Here is a 24,665-nt window from a genome sequence, read left to right as displayed (position 1 = left end):
GAGGATACTTGGAGGGAGACTTCCTGGGAAAGTAGGACGTTGCCAGGCGAGAGAGAAGAAAGCCCCCTGTGCGCCACGAGATGTGGTGGCAGGGGGCTTTTTGTTATGCAGAAAAGCCTTGTAAGTCAATGATCAACCCATGAAATTTACTCGCTTTTGTGCATTGCTTATTTTGATACGGGGAAGCATGTCTATAACAATAATTATTAAATTCTGTCTATATGGAGGAAATGTGTCTGTTTAGGTTCGTCAGAGTCTCCTTTTACATATTGCGTTGACACCCCTATAGGGCGTTGCTATACTGCATTCAATATTTTCGGCCTAGACAAGACGGGTCAGGAGAATTACGGGAGGGACTGTGATGACGGATCGCTTTGAGACAAAATTTGCACAAGAGGGTCTGACGTTTGACGATGTGCTCTTGTTGCCAGCACATTCCAAAGTTTTGCCGCGGGATGTCGATGTCAGCACGCAATTGACGACAGATATTCGATTGAATACGCCAATCATCAGCGCAGCGATGGACACGGTGACAAATGCAACGATGGCAGTGGCTATGGCACGTGAAGGCGGCATCGGCATCATTCACAAAAACATGAGCATTGAAGAACAAGCTGAAGAGGTGGATCGCGTCAAGCGGTCGGAGAGTGGGGTCATTACGAATCCCATTTTTTTAACGCCTGAACACCCGATTCGCGATGCTGAAGGACTGATGGCGAAGTATCGGATTTCTGGTGTGCCGATTGTCGCAGATGGCACACAGCGCTTGGTTGGTATCATCACAAACCGTGATCTCCGTTTTGAACGCAACTATAATCGACCGATTGGTGAAGTGATGTCGAGTGGCAATCTGGTGACAGCGCCAGTTGGTACGACTTTGCTCGACGCCAAGGAGATTTTACGCAAACACAAGATCGAAAAACTCCCGCTTGTCGATGAAGCTGGCAATCTGCGAGGTCTGATCACGATTAAGGACATCGAGAAAGCCCGTCGTTTCCCGAATGCTGCAAAAGATGTACATGGCCGCTTGTTGGTCGGTGGCGCCGTGACGGTGTCCGCAGAGTTCACTGACAGGGTTGCAGCGCTCGTGGAGGCACAAGCGGACGTCATTGTCATTGATACGGCGCACGGGCACTCAGAGAGCGTGTTAGAGGGCATACGCGAGGCTCGTCGCCGCTATCCGGACGTGCAGTTGATTGCTGGCAATGTCGCGACTGGCGAAGGCACACAGGCGTTGATCGACGCCGGCGTGAATGCAGTGAAAGTCGGGATCGGGCCGGGATCAATCTGTACCACGCGCGTTGTCGCCGGCGTCGGTGTACCGCAAGTGACGGCCATCTACAATTGTGCTGCTGTCGCTAGGCGGGCTGGCATCCCTGTCATTGCTGATGGGGGCATCAAATATTCTGGGGATATCGTCAAAGCGATTGCCGCTGGTGCAAGCACGGTCATGGTAGGCAGCCTCTTGGCTGGTACGGAAGAGAGCCCAGGCGAGGTAGAAATTTATCAAGGACGTCAATTCAAGGTCTATCGCGGCATGGGATCCATCGGCGCGATGAAGGCGGGCAGCGGCGCGCGTTATTTCCAAGGTGGCGAAGGCGGCGAAACGAAGAAACTCGTGCCGGAAGGCATTGAAGGACGCGTGGCCTATCGCGGGCCGGTCAATGAAATTCTGTATCAGATGGTCGGCGGCTTGAGGTCTGGTATGGGTTACTGTGGTGCGCCGGACATTCAAACGCTGCAGAATGAAAGTCAATTTGTCCGGATTACGGCGGCTGGATTGCGCGAAAGTCATCCACACGACGTGCAAATTACAAAAGAGTCACCCAATTATAGTGTTTGAGCGTATTTCTTGGGGTGACAGGCGCAAGCTAGTGTACTAGAATCAAGGTTGGCGAAGAAATGACTGCCGGACTCATTAGGTATCATAAGTGCAACAACTAGATTGGCTCGACGTAAGGAGGCAGGTCATATGGCGAAGACAGGAACGGATCTTGTCAAACGTGGTATGGCAGAAATGCAAAAGGGTGGCGTCATCATGGACGTCATCAATGCGGAACAGGCGAAGATCGCCGAAGCAGCAGGTGCTTGCGCTGTCATGGCACTTGAACGTGTTCCATCTGACATTCGCGCTGCAGGTGGCGTCGCGCGCATGGCTGACCCAACCATCGTAGAAGAGGTGATGAACGCAGTTTCCATCCCAGTGATGGCAAAATGCCGGATCGGCCACATCGTGGAAGCCCGCATTCTGGAAGCGCTCGGCGTTGATTACCTCGATGAGAGCGAGGTCTTGACACCGGCTGACAACAAGTATCATGTCGACAAGTCGAAATTCACCGTGCCATTTGTCTGTGGCGCGCGCGATCTCGGCGAAGCCCTCCGTCGCATCGGCGAAGGCGCGTCCATGATTCGCACCAAAGGCGAACCGGGAACAGGGAACATCATTGAGGCTGTGACGCACATGCGCATGATGCAATCGCAGATTCGCCAAGTGCAAAATATGTCCGAGGACGAACTCTACGCTGAAGCAAAGAACATCGGCGCTCCCTTGCACTTGCTGAAGGAAGTGCAAGAAAGTGGCGGATTGCCAGTTGTCAACTTTGCTGCTGGTGGGGTAGCGACACCTGCGGACGCAGCTTTGATGATGGAGCTTGGCGCAGACGGCGTATTTGTCGGATCCGGCATCTTCAAGTCGGATAACCCGGAGAAATTTGCACGTGCAATTGTACAAGCAACCACCCATTATCAGGATTACGCGCTGTTGGGCGAGTTGTCCAAAGATCTGGGTACGGCGATGAAGGGCATTGATTTGAACACGTTGCGTGATGAGGATCGGATGGCAACGCGCGGTTGGTAATCAACAGATAAAAAGGGGATCAAATCGGATGAAAGTTGGCGTAATCGCGGTTCAGGGGGCATTTCGAGAACATATTCGCGTGCTCCGGGAGCTTGGCGCGGACGCCGTCGAAGTGCGCCGAGCAGAACAACTAGAAGATGCGGACGCTGTGATCATCCCTGGTGGGGAGAGCACGGCGATCGGCAAGCTGATGCGCACATACGACTTAATGGAGCCGGTTAAAGCGCTCGGCCAAGCGGGCAAGCCGGTGTTTGGCACGTGTGCCGGGATGATTGTGCTCGCCAATCGCATTTCAGGCGGCGAGGCGACACATCTCGGGCTCATGGATGTCGAGGTCAATCGAAACTCATTTGGACGGCAAAAGGAGAGCTTCGAGGCTGATCTGGACATGGCGGTACTGGGTGATGAACCATATCCAGCTGTGTTCATTCGTGCACCACATATTGAGTCAATCGGTGCAGAAGTGGAAGTTTTGGCGACATACGAAGACAGAATCGTCGCCGTACAGCAAGGCAACTTGCTGGCAGCATCCTTCCATCCCGAATTGACAGGTGATGTGCGCTTGCATGACTACTTTTTAAGCTTGGCAAAACGATCTTAATAGACCAGAACCGCCTCTGTTCAGAAGGTGGGCAGCCTTGTGTTGTCTGCTTTTGCGCAGGGGCGGTTTCTTATATTGCATACAACATGCTATGCTTTGTACAACCATTTCAGACGAATGAGGTGCCAGCATGCTTGACATCCGTGCCATACGGCAAAATCCAGACGCGTTCAAGACGGGTCTTGCGCGGAAGAAGGTAGATTCGAGCGTCATAGACAATTTACTGCTTGCTGATGAAGCATGGCGATCCAATTTAAGTGAGACAGAGCGGTTAAAGAACCTGCGCAACACGACATCTGAGGCCATTGCTCGCAAGAAGAAGCAAGGCGAAGATGCCACAGAAGATATCGCCCAAATGAAGCAGGTTTCGAATCGCATTAAAGAACTGGACGATGAGGTGCGCACGCAGGAAGAACAGGTGCGCGAGATTTTGCTTACGCTGCCAAACGTGCCACACGCATCCGTGCCAGAAGGCGCGTCAGAGGATGACAATCCGACTGTACATACCTGGGGCAACATCCCCACACTCACCTTTACGCCAAAGCAGCACTGGGAAATCGGCGAAGAACTCGGCATTGTGGACAGCGAGCGGGCTGTGAAAATCACGGGATCGCGCTTTGTTTTATATAAAGGACTTGGCGCCCGCTTGGAGCGCGCCTTGGCCAGCTTTATGATCGATCTGCATACAGACAAGCACGGCTATACCGAGGTTTTCCCGCCGTTTATCGCCAATGAGGAGAGCCTCATCGGCACAGGCAACCTGCCCAAGTTTGACGACGAGATGTTTAAACTCGAAGGGCTGCCGTATTACCTGATTCCGACGACAGAAGTGCCTTTGACCAACTACTATCGCGACGAGATTCTAGCCGCTGATCAACTGCCAGTGAAATTGACCGGCTACAGCGCTTGCTTCCGTTCCGAAGCCGGATCGGCCGGTAAAGATACACGCGGTTTGATCCGCCTGCATCAGTTCCAGAAGGTTGAATTGGTCAAGCTGGTACAACCGGAGGTTTCCTATGAGGCGCTGGATGAACTCGTCAAAGAATGTGCAGCCGTGCTGGAAGCGTTGGAATTGCCATACCGCGTGATTGAGATTTGCACGGGCGATCTCGGTGCCAAAGACGCGAAGAAGTTCGACATTGAGGTTTGGTTGCCTGGCGCCGAGACGTATCGGGAAATCAGCTCATGTACCAACTTCGAGACCTTTCAAGCCCGTCGGGCAAATTTGCGTTTTCGGCGCGATGATACATCAAGACCGGAGTTCGTGCATACGCTCAATGGGTCGGGATTGGCTGTGGGACGTACCGTGGCAGCCATCCTCGAGAACAATCAGCAAGCAGATGGCAGTGTACGCATACCGAAGGCCCTGGTGCCGTATATGGGCGGTGTAGAGGTGATTCCGGCGGTGAGCGAGGCGTAATCGCGTAAGCACAGACCCATGTGCCGTTGTGCGCGCTTGTTTGTCAGGCGCGCATGAGGTGGCATCACGGGCGCTGATTTCATATGTAGGATAGACCGGACTGCGATGCGTGGTGCGTTGCCGTACCAGCAGCCATCATGAAAGTGGCAGTCAATCGAAGCATCGCGATGATGTACATGACGATACTGTATTATTTTCAAGGTAGGAGGGGACTCATGCGCATTTCGCATGTGAGTTTGCAGTTGACGGCTGACGATTTGAATCAGTGGGTGCAAGAACTTGCGCCTGATGTGAAGTTGCGGATTAGCGAGATACGCGAAGATGGCGTCCACGGGCAGCTGAAGTTTTTGATGTGGTACGTCGATTTTGTCGCGCGGCCGCATTGCTATCGGGATAGGGAAGAGATAGCTGTGGAGATCTCTGCGCGAAAACTGGTCCCCATTCCTGCTGCGATCGTCCAACGTCAGTTGGAAGAGGCGATGAAGGATGCGCCGCAGGGTATTGAGGTGTTGCGGCAAGTGCTGAAGCTGCATGTGCCGAGTTTGTTGGAGCCGCTGAATATTGGGCTGAATGTGCGGGATTTTACGTGTCGGGATGGACGGTTGCTGATTAATGTGGATGATTGTGAGCTGCCGTTTTTGAAGGGGAAGATGGGATTGCCGATACGGGATGTGGGGGTGTGAGGTAGAGATAAGGTAGCGGATGAGGAGTGATGGCAGCGCGGTTAGAGCGGTGAGGAACGGTGGTTGGAGAATTGTGGATTTTGGGCAGTTGTGTATTGAATTGGTGTGTGGGAACGGGTAGAATAAAGGGACGTTGATTGATGTGCACCCGTAGCTCAGTCGGATAGAGCGGTGGTTTCCTAAACCGCGTCTCGCGGGGGTTCGAATCCCTCCGGGTGCGCCAAAAAACACTCCAACCACGCGAATCTCTGGATATCCAGAAATTCGCGTGGTTTTGTCTTTATTGGCATTTTCTCTCCCAACATTCATATCTCTCGCCCACTTGACACACCAATGTTACAATCATATACAATGGTACGTATACCCGATTTGAAACGTTTCGATTTTTGGAGGAATACGGATGGCTACACTCAAGGACGTTGCCAAATTGGCTGGAGTCTCCATTGGCACAGCGTCAAGCGCGTTAAATAGATACGCTGGCGTCAAAGACTCCACAAGGAAAAAGGTGTTGGAGGCAGCTTCGCTATTGAATTACAGACCGAATGGCGCAGCACGAGATCTCAAAACCCAAAAAACCGACACGATTGCTGTCTTCCTGCATGACTTGGCAGGGCCATTTTACTCTGAACTCATCAGAGGAATTCAAGATGTTGCAGATGAGTATGAGTATGCCACCATTGCGAGCAGAGGGGGGAAAGGAAGAAACACGACGTGGACTCGACTATTACTAGAAGGTCGGGTAGATGGCGCCATCGTTTTGGATCCAACCGTCCCTGATGAAGTGATTCGATCCACGGTGGGTCCTACTCTTCCAATTGTTCTTTTGGATCGCATTCTTGATACGCCTTACTGTCTGTATGTCGCGGCGGATCACGAGGGAGGGGCTTATCAGGTCACCAGGCATCTGTTGGAGACTGGCATGAGGCGAGTTGCCTTTGTATCAGGTCCTGCAGATTCCCATGACAGTAATTTGAGATTCAAAGGATACCAGAGGGCGCTCAAGGAATTTGGAATTGAAACAGATCACGGGTTGATATTTCACGGCGATTTTACAGAGAGAAGTGGGGAGTTAGTCGCAAGGGCGATGCTGTCGTGCAATGAGTTGCCTGAAGGGGTTTTTGCGGCAAATGACGAGATGGCATTGGGGATCATACACGGTTGCGAGTCTAGCGAAATTAGAGTGCCAGATCAGATGGCGGTTGTTGGCTTTGACGACATTACCGTCGCGTCATATATAAATCCCGCATTGACAACCGTTCGGCAACCGATGTATGAACTCGGTGGAGCTGCAGCTCGAAATCTTTTCCGGGCGATTCGAGGCGACAAGGACATACCACCCGTCATATTGCCGACGCAGTTGATTTTACGTGACTCATCCAGGTTTTATGCACGCGGGGGAGAGGGGCATAATTTACCAGTCAACGTGTAATCCTTTTTTGTATTGATATATATGTAGGACAAGTGATACTATTATCACTACAGAATTTGAATCGTTTCAATTCGCAGATTTGTAAACGCTGTCGCGTCGATCCCGGTTAGATTCGCAGATAGGCGTCCAATGTCTGCCACTGTTCCATTATGGGATAGTTTTGAAACGTTTCAAAACTAAAACGTTTCAAATGCCGGATTTGGGGTGCTTTGTTGGATAGTTACAAAATTGAGGCGTTTCATTGAAAGGTGGTGTTGTTTCATACAGGGTTGCGCAAGCGTGTGAGCAATTGCCCTGTTGTTTGTATCGATTGATTTGAGCGTAGCCAAAATCCAAGTGCATGAGAACCAGGGGGTTAATAAAAACATGGCAAAGAAAAGAACACTACTCGGTATTGGCGCAGTTGTTGTGGCTTTGGGCATCTCGGGATGTTCGACTGCGGCTGGAAATGGTACTTCTGCAACAAAAAATACGGGCGCGGCTTCGACAACGACTTCGAATTCCGTACTGACGCTCGGCGGGCCTGTCCAAGGCTCTTACACCAGCAAGAATTTTAACCCGTTTGTCCCTACGAGTATCGACACGAAGGGTACGGTTTATGAATCGATGTTTTACGTCGATGTAGTGAACAATAAAACATGGTCACTGCTGGGGACAAAATACGCTTGGTCTAAGGGTTCTACGGTCCTGACCGTCCAGCTTCGCCACGGGGTAAAGTGGTCTGACGGCACGCCGTTTACGGCCAAAGACGTTGCATACACCTTCAATATCATCAAGAAATACCCAGCGGCGGATCAGAACGGTGTGTGGAATATTCTAAAGTCTGTCCAAGTGGTGAATCCATATACGGTTCAGTTTACGCTGAAAAAACCCGATGTTCCAGATGCGACCCATATCCTGGAACAGCCGATTGTGCCGCAACATATATGGTCAAAAGTCCAGGGCGATGTCACGAAGTCGCTGAATTCGGATCCTGTAGGTACTGGACCTTATGTGCTAAGCCAGTTCAGCCCGCAGGCCGTATTCTTCAAAGCGAATCCAAACTATTGGGGTGGCAAGCCGGCAGTAAACGAGATAAAGATTCCGGTGTTCAGTACCAATGAGGTCGGCATCATGGCCATTGAGGATGGTCAAGTAGATTGGGGCGGTACGCCGATTCCGGGTATCCAGAAACAATTTATCAGCAAAGATCCCGCCCACAATCATTACTGGTATCCCACGACGAGTAACGTGTTGTTATACACCAATCTCAGTGATCCCGCGCTTCAGAATCTCGCAGTGCGGCAAGCGGTCAGCGCTGCAATAAATCGCGAGCAATTGTACACGTTGGCTGAAAACGGGTTCGAACCTGTGGCAACCCCGACAGGGCTGTTATCTAGTCAATTGAGTTTCCAGGATCCAAGTCTTCCGAAATCCGAGAAGACCTTTACGTTCAGTCCATCCCAGGCAGAGAAGGATCTGACTGCAGCTGGTTACCAAAAGGACAGTTCTGGATACTTTGCGAAGGATGGCAAGGAATTAAATTTCACCATAACCACAGTCGCGGGTTGGACGGATTATGATCAAATTGCATCGATGATCGCGCAAAACTTGAAAACGGTTGGGATCAAGGCCACTGTCCAAGAAGGTCAATACAATTCGGTATCTGCCAATCTCACCAATCACAAGTATCAATTGGCAGTGATGGCTTCAAATTCGGGACCTGGACCGTATTTCTTCTATGAAGGTTTGTTAGACCCGAACGGCACAACAGACTATGAGGGTTATCAAAACCCTGCGACCACTTCTTTGTTAAAACAGTATGCTGCTGCGACGACGACGGCAGCACAGAAGAAAATCGCCTATAAGCTGGAGGATATTGTCGCAGGGGACTTGCCATCCCTCCCGTTGCTCCAAGCGGCTTCGTGGTATGACTATAACACCACGCGCTTTACAGGTTGGCCAAGTAAGCAAAATCCGTATGCTGATCCGATGCCAGGTGGCATGGATGAAGGGATTATCTTGACCCATCTCAAGCCCGTGAAATAACGCCTCGTTGCCCGGAGAAATAAGGTTTTCATTCCGCGATGTAGGGTTGCTGTTCATTTCAGCGCCCTACATCGCGTATCGTGATCGGGCGTATTTGGTAGATATGTTGCAGTGTGTGAAAATGCGCAAGGTTAAAGGAGGGAACAGCGATGTCCTATATTTTGAAGCGTGTTGGCACCTTTGTTTGGATGCTGTGGGTTGCGACCACGCTCAATTTTATTATCCCTCGTATGATGCCAGGGAATCCGGCTGAGGCTATATATGGGAAGTTCCAAGGACAGCTATCTCCATCCGCTTTGAAGGCGATGGAGATTCAATTCGGCGTAAATACGGGTGTTCCGCTTTGGAAGCAGTATCTCACCTACTTATGGAATATGCTGCATTTGAATTTTGGGGTTTCGTACAATTACTATCCTACAAAGGTATCGACCATCATCGCTCAATCTTTGCCGTACACGATTGGTTTGGTTGGCATTTCTTTGGTCATCGCTTTTGCTGTCGGGACCTTGTTGGGCATTTATGGGGCTTGGAGACGCAATGGCAAACTGGATTCCATCCAATCGCCCGTGCTGCTTTTTTTTCAGTCGATCCCGGCATTCTGGCTTGGTCTAGTAATGCTATTTTATTTCGGTTTTATCAAAGGATGGTTTCCTTACAGTCACGCATATTCGGATGGTGCAACGCCATCCTTAACATGGGGCTTTATCAGTGACTTGTTGTGGCATGCAACATTGCCTGGCTTGGCCCTCATATTGACCGGCCTCGGTGGCTGGATGTTGGGTATGAGAAACATGATGGTGCAAACGCTTGGCGATGATTACATCACGTTTGCGGAAGCCAAGGGCGCGCCGCAAAGAACTTTGATGCTTCGGTATGCGGCTCGGAACGCGATACTTCCGAATTTCACTGGATTTGGGCAATCCCTGGCTGCTGTCATTGCAGGATCAGTCCTAGTGGAGAGTATATTTTCCTATCCTGGAATCGGATATGCGTTGCAACAGGGGATTCTCGCTGAGGACTATCCCTTGATCCAAGGTATTTTTCTAATTATCGCAGCGGTCACGCTGTTCGTGAACATGATTGTTGACATTCTGTACGTTCGCTTAGATCCGCGTGTTAGAGGTGGGGGGGACGCAGTGTGAGCACAACCCAAGTCGGTACCAATTCGGCGCAGAACAGCCGATCGAACGCGAGACGTAAGAGATTTGCAACGCTCGGTGTCTTCTTCAAAAACGGGAAGGCAACGTTTGGCATCGTGCTCATCGCCTTATTTGCTTTAGTTGCGATTTTCGCACCTTTGTTAACGCATGTCGATCCACAGGCGATTGTGGGTCAACCAAATCAGGCGCCGAATGGGCAGTTTTGGTTCGGAACGACAAACGAGGGACAAGACATTTGGAGTCAATGGGTCTGGGGAACGCGCACATCGCTGTATGTGGGTATTGTCGCTGGGGCGATCTCGACCGTCATTGCGGCATTCATCGGTATACTCGCCGGTTATAAAGGTGGATGGATAGACTATCTATTGAACCAGTTGATTCAAATCTTTCTTGTTATCCCTGGGTTTCCGTTGATTATTGTGATTTCGACTTACGTGCATAACGTGGGGCCCAATGTGTTTATTCTGGTGATTGGTCTCACTTCATGGTCGTATGGGGCACGTATGAAACGCGCACAAGCACTGACCTTTGCGCAAAGGGACTTTGTCTTGGCTGCAAAGTTATCAGGTATGGGTGACCTTCGTATTGTAATGACGCAAATTTTCCCGAACATGTTGTCGTTCATATTTAACACCTTCATCTTCGCTTGTGTAGGATCTATTCTGGCCGAAGCTGGATTAGAAGTGTTGGGAATCGGCAGCCAGAGTGTAGAGAGTTGGGGCGGTATATTGAACGGAGCACTCCAGAACGGCGCGTTATTGAGCGGCGCGTGGTGGTGGTTCATTCCACCTGGATTGTCGATTGCGCTCGTTGGGTTAGGGTTTACGTTCATTAACTTTGCATTAGATGAAGTCGCCAATCCGCGTTTAAGAAAACCGCCCAAAATCAAGAAACGCCGGACTGCGGAGGTGAGCGCATGAGCCGAACACCAGTATTAGAAGTGAACAATTTATCTGTCGGCTATGAGACAACCAAGGGTCTGCTTGAAGCGGTTCGAAAAGTGGACTTCAGCGTCTATGAAAACGAGATTGTTGGCTTGATTGGTGAGTCGGGCAGCGGGAAGTCAACGTTGGCCTATGCACTCATGCGGCTATTGAAAAATGGCGCAAAAGTGACCGGTGGATCTGTGAAAGTGCTTGGTCAAGACATCTACAATATGGATCCCGAAACGTTGCGTAAATTCCGTTGGAGCAGCATTTCTATGGTGTTCCAAAGCGCAATGAACGCGCTCAATCCGGTCATGACTGTTGAACAGCAGATCATCGATACGCTTCGTTTCCACAATCCCAATATCAGCAAAAAAGCGGCTTTCGAGGCAGCTTGTGAGTTGTTCGAACTGGTCCGCATTGATCCAAGCCGCTTGAAGAGTTATCCACACGAATTGTCTGGCGGTATGCGGCAGCGGGTGGTCATTGCCATTGCGATCGCGCTGAAACCCAAGTTCGTCATCATGGACGAGCCAACAACCGCACTTGACGTGGTCGTTCAAAAATCGATTTTGGATCAGATCATGGAGTTAAAAGAACAGCTTGGATTTTCCATATTGTTTATTAGCCATGACTTCAGTTTAGTTTCGGAGATTGCGGATCGAGTGGCCGTCATGTACAGCGGTCGATTGGTGGAAGTCGCTGATAGCGACACGCTGTCCACGCCCGAGGGGCATCATCCATATACAGAAGGGCTGATTCACGCCATTCCGCGGTTAACGGACAAGCACACCAAATTACGGGGCATTCCAGGGAACCCTCCGGCCCTAGATAAAATCCCAAGTGGGTGCGCATTCCACCCGCGATGCAAGTATGCTGAGGCCGCTTGTTTTACCGAGGCGCCACCTATCGTGAAGACGGAACATCATTCGATTGTCGAGTGTCATTTGCATGCGAAAGTAGGTGGAGCCCGTGTCTGAACAATCACTTGTCGATGTGCAAGACCTCGTTGTTCGATTCGCGGTTGGCGGGCGAGGCGGCAAACCGAGATACATCACGCCTGTTGACAACGTCAGTTTTCAAATTGGACAAAGGGAAGTATTGAGTGTCGTTGGGGAATCCGGCAGTGGAAAATCGACCATTGGCCGCGCGTTAATCCGTGCTCTCACACCTTCTCGTGGGAAAATTCATTTCAATGGTACGGACGTGACCAAGACCAAAGGTCGTGGGCTTAAAGCGTATCGTGAAGATGTACAAATGATTTTCCAAGATCCGTTTGGATCCTTGAATCCAGTAAACACGATCGAACAGCACTTGAAGTTTCCAATTCGCAAACATCAGCATCTTACTGGATCGAAATTGAGTGACAAAGTCGAGGAACTGTTAACCGTGGTCGGCCTGACTCCGGCGAACGAAGTGCGTTATAAATATCCGCACGAGTTATCTGGCGGACAACGTCAACGTATTGCCATTGCACGCGCATTGGCAGTGAATCCGAAATTTCTGGTGGCGGACGAGCCGATTTCCATGTTAGACGTATCCATCCGCGCAGATATCTTGGAATTGCTGAATCAGCTCAAGGAGAATTTTGATCTGAGTTACCTCTACATCACGCATGACCTTGCTTCAGCGCACTATTTCGGCGATAGAATCATGGTTTTGTATGGCGGACGGGTGATGGAAATCGGAGAATCCGACGAGTTGGTCAGAAATCCGAAGCATCCATACACGCACTTGTTGTTGGCTGCGACACCGGGAACGTCCACTCGCAGGAACTTGCGTGAAACAACCATTCAAGCGCCGAATCTGTTTGAGGGACGGAAAGGATGCCCATTTGCGCATCGCTGCCCGAAGGTGACGGATGTATGCAGAAAGACTGCGCCTTCTCTGTCGACAGTTGACAATGATACGCACCATGTGGCGTGCCACCATATTGACTGATTCGTTTCTGTATCTCGTCTTACGAAATGTGGGCAGGTTGGGTCTTTACGTGATCCGGCGCGGCTGACAAAAGCAAAAAGCCATTTTGGAGGGATTTATCGTGCGGATTCTGATGTTGGATATCGACTCTCTGCGGCCTGATCATCTCGGCTGTTACGGCTATCATCGCGACACGTCGCCGAACATTGATAGAATTGCGGCTGAAGGTGTGCGTTTTGAAAATTATTACACCACTGATGCGCCTTGTTTGCCGTCGCGCACGGCGCTCATGAGCGGACGCTTCGGCATCCACAACGGCGTTGTGGGACATGGCGGCACTGCAGCTGATATTCGCCACGAAGGGCCATCTCGTGAATTTCGGGATAAACTCGCACATGAAAGTCTGCCAGCGTTTATCCGCACACTTGGGCTTCGCACTGCGCTTATCAGCCCATTTGGGGAACGGCATTCCTCCTGGAATTTCTATGCGGGATTCAATGAAATGTACAATACCGGGAATTTTGGTATGGAGTCGGCGGAAGAAGTGACACCGACCGTGCTCCGCTGGATTGAGGGAAATGCAGCGGCGGACAACTGGTTTCTGTACGTGAATTATTGGGACCCACATACACCGTATCGCGTGCCGGAAGCGTTTGGTGATCCATTCCAAAACGAGCCGTTACCAGCGTGGTTGACCGACGAGGTCTTGGCACATCACAGAGGCATAGTCGGTCCACATACTGCCCGCGACATCAACATGTATGACAATGGTGTCGATCCACGATTCCCGAGGCATCTCGGGGAGATTGCAGACTTTGATGGGCTGCGCAAAATGATCGACGGGTATGATACGGGCGTTCGTTATGTCGATGAGCACCTTGGACGTGTCTTTCAGGCGCTCGAAGCGCAGGGTGTGATGGACGACGTGATTATCGTGATCACATCAGATCACGGGGAAAATCTCGGTGAACTCGGTATCTACGGTGAGCATGGTACGGCGGATAACGCCACCTCTCGCATTCCGATGATTGTCCGTTGGCCTGGGATGCAACGGGATCATGTCGACCAGGGCCTACATTATCACCTCGACCTGGGGCCAACCATTGCTGAACTGACTGGTCGGGATCCGATGCGAAGTTGGGATGGGCGCAGTTATGCAAAAGCCCTCACCGAGGGTCAAGATGCCGGACGAGACTATCTCGTCGTTGGACAATGTGCGCACGTCGCGCAACGCAGCGTTCGATTTGGTGACTGGCTGTATATCCGGACCTATCATGACGGGTTCCGCCTCTTCGATGACGAGATGTTGTTCAATTTGAAAGATGATCCGCACGAACAGCACAACCTCGCGAACAGTCAACGGGATGTTTGCAAAGAAGCGGTTTATTTGTTGCACGAGTGGCACACCGACATGATGAAGTCGATGGATTTTGATGTCGATCCCCTGTGGACAGTCATGCGCGAGGGTGGCCCACACCATGCGCAGAACGCTGATTTGCGCACATACGTGAATCGGCTGGAAGAGACAGGCCGGGGGTGGGCGATTCCAGAACTCAAGCGCCGTCACCCGAAGGCATTTGAGTGAAGTGGTGACTTCATGCCTCAAGCTTTGTAATGAAACGGAAAATAGGGGGATACATCGATGACTTACGACAATTCAGCGTTTCATGTAAAAGCTGGAGATTTCGACTTCACCTTTTTAAATAGTGGAGATATCTCTAAAGCGACATATAAATCCATGTTAATCAATCGTTTGGTGACCAATTCGATTGATGGGGCTTTCAACAATCTGTACTTACGGGTGCATCGAGGTTCGACGATGAAAGTCTTTCCGTTGCTTGGCGTCAAGTCCACGAGCGATGTGTATTGTGGCGATGGAAGGATGATCTGGCGCGGAACTGCAGATGCGGTCCAATATGAAGTGACCTTCTATCTCTCTGATCAAGGGATTTGGTTTTGGGATGTAAAAGTGAGCGGCGATGATGTAGAAATCGATATCATTCTCGGGCAGGATCTAGGTTTGGCGATCAAAGACACCGTGCGCACGAATGAAGCGTATGCATGTCAATACATTGATCACAAGGTTTTCGAGGACGAAAACAGGGGCGTTGTGATGTGCTCACGACAGAATCAACCCCAAGATGGATCATATCCCTATATCCAACAAGGTTGCTTGACGAAAGTGATTGGCTATTCGACAGATGGGTACCAATTTTTCGGGCTTTCTTATAAAGAGACAAACCAACCAGAAGCGTTGATGAAAAGTACGCTGGCGAATGAAGTATACCAATATGAGTTTGCGTACACGGCGTTACAGTCAGAGCGAAAACACCTTCGTGGCACCGACCATATTGTCTTTTATGGATTATTTAAAGAAGATCATCCCTTGGCGGTTAAGCAGTTGGAATTTTACGGGGAAGTCGAGGCTGCTTGGGATCATATTCAATTACAAAATCATTTGCCGGTTTATCAAATGAAGAGAGCATTCATTTCACCCCGATTTGGAGCGCCGCTTCGGACAATTCAAATGACGCGTGAAGAAGTGGGGGGCCTCTTTCCTCGCAGACATGAAGAGGAATGGGACGGAGAGACGTTACTGTCGTTTTTTACAGACACCCACGAGCACGTGGTGTTGAAAGACAAGGAACTACGCGTGGAACGGCCGCACGGGCACATTTTAATGACGGGGAAAAATGATGGCATCGTGGAAGATGTGCTCACATCAACTTCATATATGTACGGTGTGTTTAATTCACAGCTGACAGTTGGCAACACTTCGTTTCACAAAATGATCACCAATACGCGTGACGCGCTGAACATCATGAAGACATCGGGTCAGCGAATCTATATCGAGATGAATGGCACATATCATTTGTTGACCATGCCATCCATGTTTGAGCTCGGGTTCAATTATGCAAAGTGGTACTACAAGACCGAAGACGATCTGATCATCGTAACAAATTACACCGTATTTGACAGTCCAGAAATACGATTGAACGTGTGCTCCACAGCAGGTAAAAGCTATCGCTTTTTGGTTACAAATCAAGTAGCTATGAATAACCAGGAATATGAAGTGCCATTCCGTTTGGAATTTGATGATGAAACGGTTTCGTTATATGCAGGTGACGGATCTGACAGCTCGTCTGTATATCCGAAGTTATGTTATCGTCAGCGGGTTGACGGAACTGATATCGCCTTAAAGGACGAAAATCTGTTTGCTTCGAATATTGCAGCGGGGACTTGTTCACTCGTTGTGCTTGAATTGCGTGCGACGAATGAGTGGACGATGGTCACGCAGGGGCTTCTCCATGGAGAAGCGTCTTCTTTTGTAGAGCGCGAGTGGAAGTCTGAAGTCGAGCGTTTTCGCGCATTCTATCAATCCTTGATGAACGGCTTTCGTTTGTCACAGAATGGCGATTCAACCGATGAATTCGAAAAGTACAATGACACTGCATGGTGGTATACACACAACATGCTTGTTCATTTCTCAGTTCCGCACGGGCTTGAACAGTATGGTGGAGCGGCATGGGGAACCCGCGATGTGTGCCAGGGTCCAACAGAATACTTCTTGGCTACACAAAACTATCATACGGTTCGGCAGATATTGGAGACTGTCTACACGCACCAATATGCAGATGACGGGAATTGGCCACAATGGTTCATGTTTGACAAATATCATCAAATTCAACAGGAAGATAGTCACGGGGACATCATTGTTTGGCCGATAAAAGCATTGGCTGATTATATCATGACATCTGGAGATGACAGCATCTTACATCAAGAAGTGCCCTATACGGAACGGGGCAGCTTTGATTTCACAAGTGTGTCGGAAACGATCCTCGACCATGTGAAAAAGCAAGTTGGCTATATCAAGCTGCACTTCTCTCCGGGTACACATCTTCCGATGTATGGTGATGGCGACTGGGATGATACGCTGCAGCCAGCAGATGCGCAACTGAAAAAACGTTTGATCAGCAGTTGGACTACGGCGCTCACATATCAGGCATTGGTCAAGTTGTCTTTGGCGCTGGAGCAAGTAGACAGCGAATTTGCTATGGAGTTGCAAAGCGTAGCTTCTAAAATCGCCGAGGACTTCACCGACGTTTTAGCGAAGGCCGGGGTCGTCCCAGGCTTTGTTCTGACCGCGCCAAACGGACAGATGGAGCTGATGCTGCATCCGAGCGACGAGAAGACTGGGATTCAATATCGCTTACTTCCGATGCTCCGCAGCACGATAAGTGAATTATTCACCCTTGAACAGGCAGAAGCACACTATCACATCATTAAGAAAGAAATGTTCTTTCCAGACGGTGTGCGGTTGATGAACAAACCCGCTCAATACGATGGAGGGGTGAGCCATTACTTTAAGCGTGCTGAACAGGCGGCCAATTTTGGTCGTGAAATCGGGCTTCAGTATGTCCATGCACATATTCGATTTATAGAAGCAATGGCGAAACTCGGAAAGTCGGAAGATGTATGGCAAGGGTTGCAGATCATCAATCCAATTGGCATCAAGAAAGTTGTTCCAAACGCTGCGCTTCGGCAAAGCAACACTTACTTCAGCAGCTCCGACGGCAATTTTCTCACGCGGTACGAAGCGCAGGAACAGTTTGACAGGTTAAGAACGGGTACTGTAGAGGTCAAAGGCGGATGGCGTATTTACTCCAGCGGCCCTGGCATCTACATGAACCAATTCATTTCTCACGCTTTGGGCATTCGGTTTCATCTCAATCATCTTGTGATCGATCCCGTTTTGCCGCAGAAACTCGATGGATTGCAATTTCAGTTCCAGGTAAAAGGCTATCTCGTTGTCTTTGTTTATCATCTTTCAGGTGCGGCCTTGAGCCGAGTCGTCATCAATGGGCAAGATGTGTCGACGGAAGCCGTAGTGAACAAATATAGAAATGCAGGGTTGATGATAACGAGTGATGAATTGGATAGGGTTATGACAGACGGGGCGAACGTGATCGACATTTTCATGGAATAAGGTCATGCCAAGCGCAGCGCCAACGTCGTTTGGTTAGCATGCAGCCAAGTGGTGTAGATCCATCTGTGTAAAATTGACGCTGATGCAGCAAGTTGCGATCACGATATTCACTTATGACGTGCAAGGCTCAAAAGGGCCTTGCACGTTTTTACATGGTCTTATCAAGGCGCTGCTTGTGGCGAAAAGGGACACTGGACTGTACAGTCGCCATCTCTGAATCCATAACCAATGTGATGACATCTGACGAAGACGATATATTTTTCAATGAGTGCGTGATGTACAATAAGACTAAATATTTTAACAGGGGAGTGTTCGCGCTGGCAAACATCATCTCATTCGGGATTGTTGGTGGTGCAAGCTTTCGTGCCCAGTATTTCTTGCGAATCGCGAGAGCGCTTCCAGAACGATTTCGCGTGTGTGGCATGGTGGTCAGGAATGAAGAGAAGGGCACGGCATTACAAGAGGCGTGGGGTGTGCCGACGTTTCGCACGATAGATGAAATGTTGGCCCGTGAACGGCCACTGTTTGTTGTGGTGTCTGTCGGTGTTCAGTATTGTGCGGACATCATATTGCAATTGGCGCAAGCGCGTATCCCTGTATTGTCAGAAACACCGCCGGCTGCTGACTTAAACCAGTTAACGGCGCTCTATGAACAAATCGTTGTCCTAGGAGCAAAAGTGCAGGTAGCAGAGCAGTATCATTTGCATCCGATGCACAGCGCACGGATAGGAATGATTCAGTCCGGCTGGCTTGGTAAAGTCTCTCAGGTTACGGTCTCTATTTCGCATATGTACCATGCGGTGAGCTTAATGCGAAAATATTTGGATGTAAAATTTGAGAACGCCACAATTCGGGCCATGAGATTCCACACATCCATTGTTCTCGGTCCTACGCGTGAAGGCCCGCCAACTGAAGATAAAATCATTCCAAGCACGCGCGATCTTGCGTGGATTCAATTTAGGGATAAATTGGCGCTGTATGACTTCGAACAGAATCAACATCGTTCGTGGGTTCGCACCAATCACTTAGCTGTTCGTGGGGATAGAGGGGAAATTTTTGATACCCACCTCAATGTGCTGCAAGATGTATCAACACCATTACATCTGGACTTGAAACGGATTCATAAAGGTGAGATGGAGAATCAAGAGGGACATTATTTGGAAGGGGTGATTGCAGGAGAACGATGGGTGTATCGTAATCCCTTTGCCCCTGGAAGATTGTATGATGACGAAATTGCGATCGCCACTTGTTTACAGAAGATGGCGGATTACGTTGACGGTGGGCCTAGTTTTTATGGCTTGCCAGAAGCCGCACAGGATCACTATATCGGATTGATGATTGAACAGGCGATTGCAACTGGTTCAACCGTGACAACGGTTCAGCAAGCTTGGGCCGCTGAGGGATTATGCATTAATATCATAAAATAAATCATATCAACATTTACTTCATGCTCACCGCGCTACCGAATCTTTTCTGACTCACAGGAAAAACAATCATGCCCGATGGCGCGATCACGCCAGCATCAACTCGAATCCCATACGAAAGAAGGACGACCGCATGAAAATCGCCATCATTGGCACAGGGAACATCGGAGGTTCACTCACTCGTCGCTTCACGCAACTCGGTCACGAGGTATCCATCGCCAATTCGCGGGGGCCGGAGACATTGCAGGATCTCGCAGCGGAAACCGGCGCCTCGCCGAAGACCGTTCAAGATGTCGTCCGTGGTGCTGAAGTTGTGGTTGTCACAATACCACAGAGAAATATTCCCAATCTACCAGCTGATCTCTTTGTCGAAGTGCCGCAAGATGTAGCCGTGATCGACACCGGAAACTATTATCCCAAGCAGCGGGATGGTAGAATTGCGGCAATCGAAGATGGATTGCCGGAGAGCCGCTGGGTGGAACAACAACTGGGCCGGCCTGTCATCAAGGTGTTCAACAATATTTATGCGAAACACTTGTTGGAGCGCGGTGTACCTGCGGGCACGAAAGGTCGGATTGCACTTCCGGTGGCTGGAGATGATGCTGCGGCTAAGACGAAAGTGATGCAATTGGTGGATGAACTCGGCTTTGATCCGGTTGATGCGGGTGGACTAGATGAATCGTGGCGTCAACAGCCTGGTACGCCATGCTATGGAGCGGATTTGGACGCCGAGGGACTGCGTGTAGCCTTACAAGCGGCGAATCCTGACCGCACAGATGACTGGCGCGCTTGATGGTCGATAAAGGAGTCTAGGAAGGTTTTGTCTATGGCGAGAAACAGCGTTGAATGTGGAACCCTGCGGAAATCCTCAATCACTTCTGCGACAGCTCATCAAGTGATTGAGGTAAGGGGTTCTACATCCCGTTGTAGTATCCCAAGTAAAGAACAGACAACGACACACATAAACATTTCAAATCAGCCTCTACACACCGTGGCAGCATTTTAAATTGACTTCGATCACGCTGGAATTCTAAATCAAGATGTCCGCATCTTTGACACGAACCAGCAGGAAACAAACTCGTGCATGAACCGCGAAGCTGTCAAACGAACAAGCGGCACTAGGGAAAATCCACCCTACATAGAAGTGAAATAAAAGGTCATATTTTTACACTACACATCGCGTTATATTTATGAAAAAATACTGTATGTATATTCAGGACGCGCTTACATTGAGACAAAGGTTGTCTAATGGCGAATCAAATTACGTGATAAAATGAAATGGCTCGCATCGTTTGTATGCTGAGCGTTGATTTTATAGAAAATTTAGATGTCCGGCGCTGATGTCATTGTTTCACAGTTGGAGTTGTGTCCACTCATCGTTCTTCGTTCAGCAAATCGTATATTTTTGGGGGGCCTTTTTTTATTGTGAAGGAATGTCGCAAGCAACTGCTTAGAGAGGTGATTTGCCATCAAGAGCGTCAATGAGAGTGATCATGCCAAGAAATTGTTGTGGGCGTATGTCAGAAGTCACAAGATGTATTATGTCATATCCTTTCTCGCCATCATGGCGGCCGAGATCATTACGGTACAGTCGCCAGCGCTAGTCGGGCGGTTTACGGACGTGTTAAACAAGGGGAAATTAACCTTCGGATTGGTGGAGCGTTATAGTCTCTGGTTGGTCCTGATTGCGATAGGTTTTTCCATCTTTTTTGGTATCGGTCAATTTCGCACAGGTCAGATGGGGCGTCAATTCGAATATTTATTGCGCCGTCACTTGTTCACGCATTGGGAGACATTGTCGACTTCTTACTTTCGCAAGCGCAGTATCGGGGATTTGCTGAATCATGCGATGAATGATGTTCAAGCAGTCCGTCAGGCGATTTCACAGGGGCTAAATCAGCTCTCGAACGCCATTTTTCTGCTTTGCAGCTCACTGTTCATGATGTTTCACACAGTGAGCATCAAGTTGACTGCAGTGAGCATCATTCCCATATTGTTCATCCCGCTCTTTGTCGTTTGGTTTGGCCCGCGGGTGCGCAACGCTTCTCGGCGCGCGCAAGAGTCACTGTCCAGTATGACCGATTTAGCGGAAGAGAATTTCTCAGCCATCCGATTGATCAAAGCGACTGCCAATGAAAGCGTTGCAGTAAACCGGTTTGAAGGCAGTGTAGACACGGTTGTCGAGCGACAGCTGATCATGGCTCGCCAAACGGCATTATTTCAATCGCTCATCCCTTTGATGGGTTCCATTAGCTTTTTCATCGCGCTGTTGTATGGCGGTTATTTGGTCGTTACCCATCAAATTCTGCTTGGCGCGTTTGTTGCGTTTACCATGTACTTGGCCTTGGTCATCAACCCACTGCAACAGATAGGCAATGTCATCAACAACTTCCAACGGGCTTCTGCCTCGTTGTTGCGGTTGAGCATACTCCTTGGCGAACAGCCGGACATCACTGACAAGCGCAATCCTGTGGAGCTGGAGTCGATTCGCGGCGACATCGAGTTCCGGATGCCAGCTTTTCAGTATCCGGATGGGGATCATCCGGCATTGGCGGATGTCTTTTTTGCCATCAGCCATGGTCAAACGCTGGGGATTGTCGGTCAAACGGGCTCTGGCAAAACGACGTTGGTCAACTTATTGCCGCGTATTTTCGATCCGCTGCCAGGCACGGTCTTTGTCGACGGCTACGATGTCAGGGATTTACGGTTAGAGGATTTGCGCAATGCCATCTCCTATGTGCCGCAGGATGGATTTCTGTTCTCTGCCAACATTGGGGAAAACATCAGCTTTTCGAAGGAAAACGCCAACTTGGCGGAGATTGAACAGGCGGCCCGTCTGGCATGCATTTATGAAGAGGTGCAGGCGTTTCCGGCCAAATTCGACACGGTGATTGGCGAGCGTGGTATCGCATTGTCTGGTGGACAGAAGCAACGCACGGCCATTGCCCGGGCATTTCTGAAAGACGCCCCCATCCTGATTCTGGATGACTGTTTGTCCGCAGTGGATATGAACACCGAGAAGCGCATTGTCAATTCGCTGAATGAAGTGAGATCGAACCGTACCACCATCATCATTGCGCACCGCTTGTCCGCAGTACGTCACGCAGATCTCATCATCGTGCTTGACGAAGGGCGTCTGGTGGAAAAAGGGACGCATGATGAGCTGATAGCGCAAAATGGGATATACGCAGATATGTTCGCGCTCCAACAGCAAGATAGTGAGGTGGCGATGAATTGAGTGACCCTATGAACGCCAAGGCTCAAAAACAACCGGATTCTAATCAGCAGCAGGAGAGCAAAGAGAATAAAGACAGTAACGGAACCAGGAATGCGACCCCTGATCTCGACCGCAGTTCATCCAAGGGCATCACTGGCCTGATTCGGTTACTGCCGTACGCAAAACCGCGGGTATGGGGTTTTGTGCTGATTTTCGCATTCGCTATCATTTTCAATATTACAGGGACGCTTCAGCCGTATCTGGTCAAGGTGGCTATTGATAATGACTTAAACATATCCAATCCGGACTTGCGTGGTTTAATCATCATTGGCCTCGTATATATTCTGTCCGTGGTGATTGGCGTTGCGGCGAACTATGCCCAGGTCGTGATGTTGCAGTACAATGGGCAGTCCATCATCCGGGCCATCCGACTCGATTTATTTCGACATATCGCAAATCAGGCGATGCAATTTTTTGATCGCACGGCTATCGGGCGTTTGGTGACGAATGTCTCCAATGACACAGAGACGGTCAATCAATTTTTTACACAGTTCTTTTTGAGTACAGTCAGCAATGGGATGTCCCTGGTCATGATTGTTTTTGCGATGTACGAGTTGGACGCAAGGGTGGCCACGTACTCCATGATTCTGGTGCCGATTGTCTTTGTCATCTCATTTGTGTTTCGCAAACGGATGCGTCGGGCATATCAAACCACTCGTACAAGATTATCCAACGTCGTGGTGTTTCTGGCGGAGAATCTATCGGGTATCCGGATCATTCAGATTTTCCTGCAGGAAAAGCGTCAGGCCAAATTGTTCGAGCAGTTGAACAGCAGTCACCGAGAGGCCAACATTTTGGAGTATGGCACGTCGGTCAGCTTCAACCGTTCGCTCGAATTGCTAGGAAACCTCGCGGTGGCTGCAATGATTTTCGTAGGCGGGGACGTGGTGCTCCATCACGGCATGGAGTTTGGCACGCTGTATGCGTTCATCACCTATATCAGGAACTTCTTTGCGCCCATCAACGCAATTACACAGCAGTGGAACACACTGTTGTCCGCGTTGGTATCAGCGGATCGCATTGGGAATGTCCTGCGCTTGGAGCCAGCCATTCAAGATCCGGTCGAGCCAGTGCAGATCGACGATTTCCTTCGGTCTCAAGGCAGCATTGAGTTTAAGCATGTGTCTTTTGCTTATCATCCAGACCAGCCTGTGCTGCGCAACATCGATTTTACGATTGAGCCGGGCGAGTTTGTCGGGTTTGTCGGCGCGACGGGGGCAGGCAAGAGCTCCATCATGAGTCTGTTGATGCGCTTTTACGATGTGACTGATGGGCAGATCCTGGTTGGCGGCCAAGATGTGCGTGATTTCCGCCAGGCGGATTTGCATTCGCTCATTGGCTTGGTCCAGCAGGATGTATATGTGTTTTCGGGCACGGTAGCGGATAATATTCGATTGTTCCGCTCGGACATCTCCGATGAGCAAGTGGTGAATGCCGCAGTCACTGTGGGGGCGAACCGATTTATTGAACGGTTGCCGAATGGATACCAGACACCGCTGTATGCCAAAGGAATGAATCTGTCGATGGGTGAGCGACAGCTCTTGGCCTTTGCTAGAATCGTGGCGTTGGACCCAGCGATTATCATTCTGGATGAAGCCACGGCCAGCTTGGACAGCCGGACGGAAGAATGGGTTCAGGCGGGGCTGCAGGCAGTTTCTCAATCAAGGACCACGTTGGTCATCGCGCATCGGCTGTCGACGATTCGCAATGCGGATACGATTTATGTACTGGATAAGGGCAGGATTGTCGAGCGAGGCAATCATGAAGCGCTTGTGGCTGCTGGTGGTTATTATGCCGCCCTGCACGAAAACTCCGGTATCGACGCGAAGGACTTTCGCAAAAATGCGCAGATGAGACTTGAGTGTAAAGCGACGACTTAGGGAACTAAGCATAGGTAGGGCGCAGATATGTCCCATGATTCCGATTTTGTCCATCAGAAAAAACCAGGCTGTC

17 protein-coding genes and 1 tRNA gene are annotated in these 24,665 nt (G+C 49.9%); all 18 read left to right on the top strand.

Annotation, left to right across the window (positions count from 1 at the left end; all coding sequences use genetic code 11):
- Window positions 1-361 precede the first annotated feature (361 nt).
- The 18 genes from guaB to ACFSB2_RS12800 all read left to right on the top strand — a co-directional run bounded on the left by guaB (window position 362) and on the right by ACFSB2_RS12800 (window position 24,592).
- The gene (guaB, locus tag ACFSB2_RS12885) at window positions 362-1,843 is read left to right on the top strand and encodes an IMP dehydrogenase (protein ID WP_377943469.1); all 1,482 of its coding nucleotides are present in this window, start codon (window positions 362-364) and stop codon (window positions 1,841-1,843) included.
- Window positions 1,844-1,972: 129 nt separating this feature from the next.
- Window positions 1,973-2,857 (top strand): pyridoxal 5'-phosphate synthase lyase subunit PdxS, encoded by an 885-nt coding sequence (pdxS, locus tag ACFSB2_RS12880; protein ID WP_377943468.1) that lies wholly within the window; start codon window positions 1,973-1,975, stop codon window positions 2,855-2,857.
- Between the two features lie 28 nt (window positions 2,858-2,885).
- Window positions 2,886-3,458: a pyridoxal 5'-phosphate synthase glutaminase subunit PdxT gene (gene pdxT / locus ACFSB2_RS12875; RefSeq protein WP_377943467.1), complete on the top strand. Its 573-nt coding sequence runs from the start codon at window positions 2,886-2,888 to the stop codon at window positions 3,456-3,458.
- 130 nt (window positions 3,459-3,588) lie between these two features.
- Window positions 3,589-4,878, top strand: a complete 1,290-nt coding sequence (gene serS / locus ACFSB2_RS12870) for a serine--tRNA ligase (protein ID WP_377943466.1) — start codon at window positions 3,589-3,591, stop codon at window positions 4,876-4,878.
- Window positions 4,879-5,093: 215 nt separating this feature from the next.
- Window positions 5,094-5,561, top strand: a complete 468-nt coding sequence (locus ACFSB2_RS12865) for a hypothetical protein (protein WP_377943464.1) — start codon at window positions 5,094-5,096, stop codon at window positions 5,559-5,561.
- A 144-nt stretch (window positions 5,562-5,705) separates the two neighbouring features.
- Window positions 5,706-5,784 (top strand) — tRNA-Arg (locus tag ACFSB2_RS12860).
- Between the two features lie 177 nt (window positions 5,785-5,961).
- Window positions 5,962-6,990, top strand: a complete 1,029-nt coding sequence (locus ACFSB2_RS12855) for a LacI family DNA-binding transcriptional regulator (protein ID WP_377943463.1) — start codon at window positions 5,962-5,964, stop codon at window positions 6,988-6,990.
- 366 nt (window positions 6,991-7,356) lie between these two features.
- Window positions 7,357-9,018: an ABC transporter substrate-binding protein gene (locus ACFSB2_RS12850; RefSeq protein ID WP_377943462.1), complete on the top strand. Its 1,662-nt coding sequence runs from the start codon at window positions 7,357-7,359 to the stop codon at window positions 9,016-9,018.
- A 149-nt stretch (window positions 9,019-9,167) separates the two neighbouring features.
- Window positions 9,168-10,160, top strand: coding sequence for an ABC transporter permease (locus ACFSB2_RS12845; RefSeq protein ID WP_377943461.1), 993 nt, complete (start codon window positions 9,168-9,170; stop codon window positions 10,158-10,160).
- Window positions 10,157-11,098 (top strand): ABC transporter permease, encoded by a 942-nt coding sequence (locus ACFSB2_RS12840; protein WP_377943460.1) that lies wholly within the window; start codon window positions 10,157-10,159, stop codon window positions 11,096-11,098. The genes ACFSB2_RS12845 and ACFSB2_RS12840 overlap by 4 nt, the downstream gene beginning before the upstream one ends.
- Window positions 11,095-12,084, top strand: a complete 990-nt coding sequence (locus tag ACFSB2_RS12835) for an ABC transporter ATP-binding protein (RefSeq protein ID WP_377943459.1) — start codon at window positions 11,095-11,097, stop codon at window positions 12,082-12,084. Before ACFSB2_RS12840 ends, ACFSB2_RS12835 begins: the two co-directional genes overlap by 4 nt.
- Window positions 12,077-13,045: an ABC transporter ATP-binding protein gene (locus tag ACFSB2_RS12830; protein ID WP_377943458.1), complete on the top strand. Its 969-nt coding sequence runs from the start codon at window positions 12,077-12,079 to the stop codon at window positions 13,043-13,045. The genes ACFSB2_RS12835 and ACFSB2_RS12830 overlap by 8 nt, the downstream gene beginning before the upstream one ends.
- A gap of 100 nt (window positions 13,046-13,145) precedes the next feature.
- Complete coding sequence (locus ACFSB2_RS12825) at window positions 13,146-14,609, top strand: sulfatase family protein (RefSeq protein WP_377943457.1); 1,464 nt, start codon at window positions 13,146-13,148, stop codon at window positions 14,607-14,609.
- A 57-nt stretch (window positions 14,610-14,666) separates the two neighbouring features.
- Window positions 14,667-18,011, top strand: coding sequence for a GH36-type glycosyl hydrolase domain-containing protein (locus ACFSB2_RS12820; RefSeq protein ID WP_377943456.1), 3,345 nt, complete (start codon window positions 14,667-14,669; stop codon window positions 18,009-18,011).
- Between the two features lie 308 nt (window positions 18,012-18,319).
- On the top strand, window positions 18,320-19,438 hold the full coding sequence (locus tag ACFSB2_RS12815) for a Gfo/Idh/MocA family protein (RefSeq protein WP_377943455.1): 1,119 nt from the start codon (window positions 18,320-18,322) through the stop codon (window positions 19,436-19,438).
- A gap of 46 nt (window positions 19,439-19,484) precedes the next feature.
- A complete protein-coding gene (locus ACFSB2_RS12810) occupies window positions 19,485-20,228 on the top strand; it encodes an NADPH-dependent F420 reductase (protein WP_377943473.1) in 744 nt (247 codons plus the stop codon).
- Window positions 20,229-20,969: 741 nt separating this feature from the next.
- Window positions 20,970-22,673 (top strand): ABC transporter ATP-binding protein, encoded by a 1,704-nt coding sequence (locus tag ACFSB2_RS12805; protein WP_377943454.1) that lies wholly within the window; start codon window positions 20,970-20,972, stop codon window positions 22,671-22,673.
- The gene (locus ACFSB2_RS12800) at window positions 22,670-24,592 is read left to right on the top strand and encodes an ABC transporter ATP-binding protein (RefSeq protein ID WP_377943453.1); all 1,923 of its coding nucleotides are present in this window, start codon (window positions 22,670-22,672) and stop codon (window positions 24,590-24,592) included. Before ACFSB2_RS12805 ends, ACFSB2_RS12800 begins: the two co-directional genes overlap by 4 nt.
- The last annotated feature ends 73 nt before the right edge of the window (window positions 24,593-24,665 follow it).

Origin of the sequence: Alicyclobacillus fodiniaquatilis (genome assembly GCF_042678105.1) — a bacterium.
Taxonomy (GTDB): domain Bacteria; phylum Bacillota; class Bacilli; order Alicyclobacillales; family Alicyclobacillaceae; genus Alicyclobacillus; species Alicyclobacillus fodiniaquatilis.
Note: the sequence above shows the minus strand (reverse complement) of the source record. Positions and strands in the feature narration are given on the sequence as shown.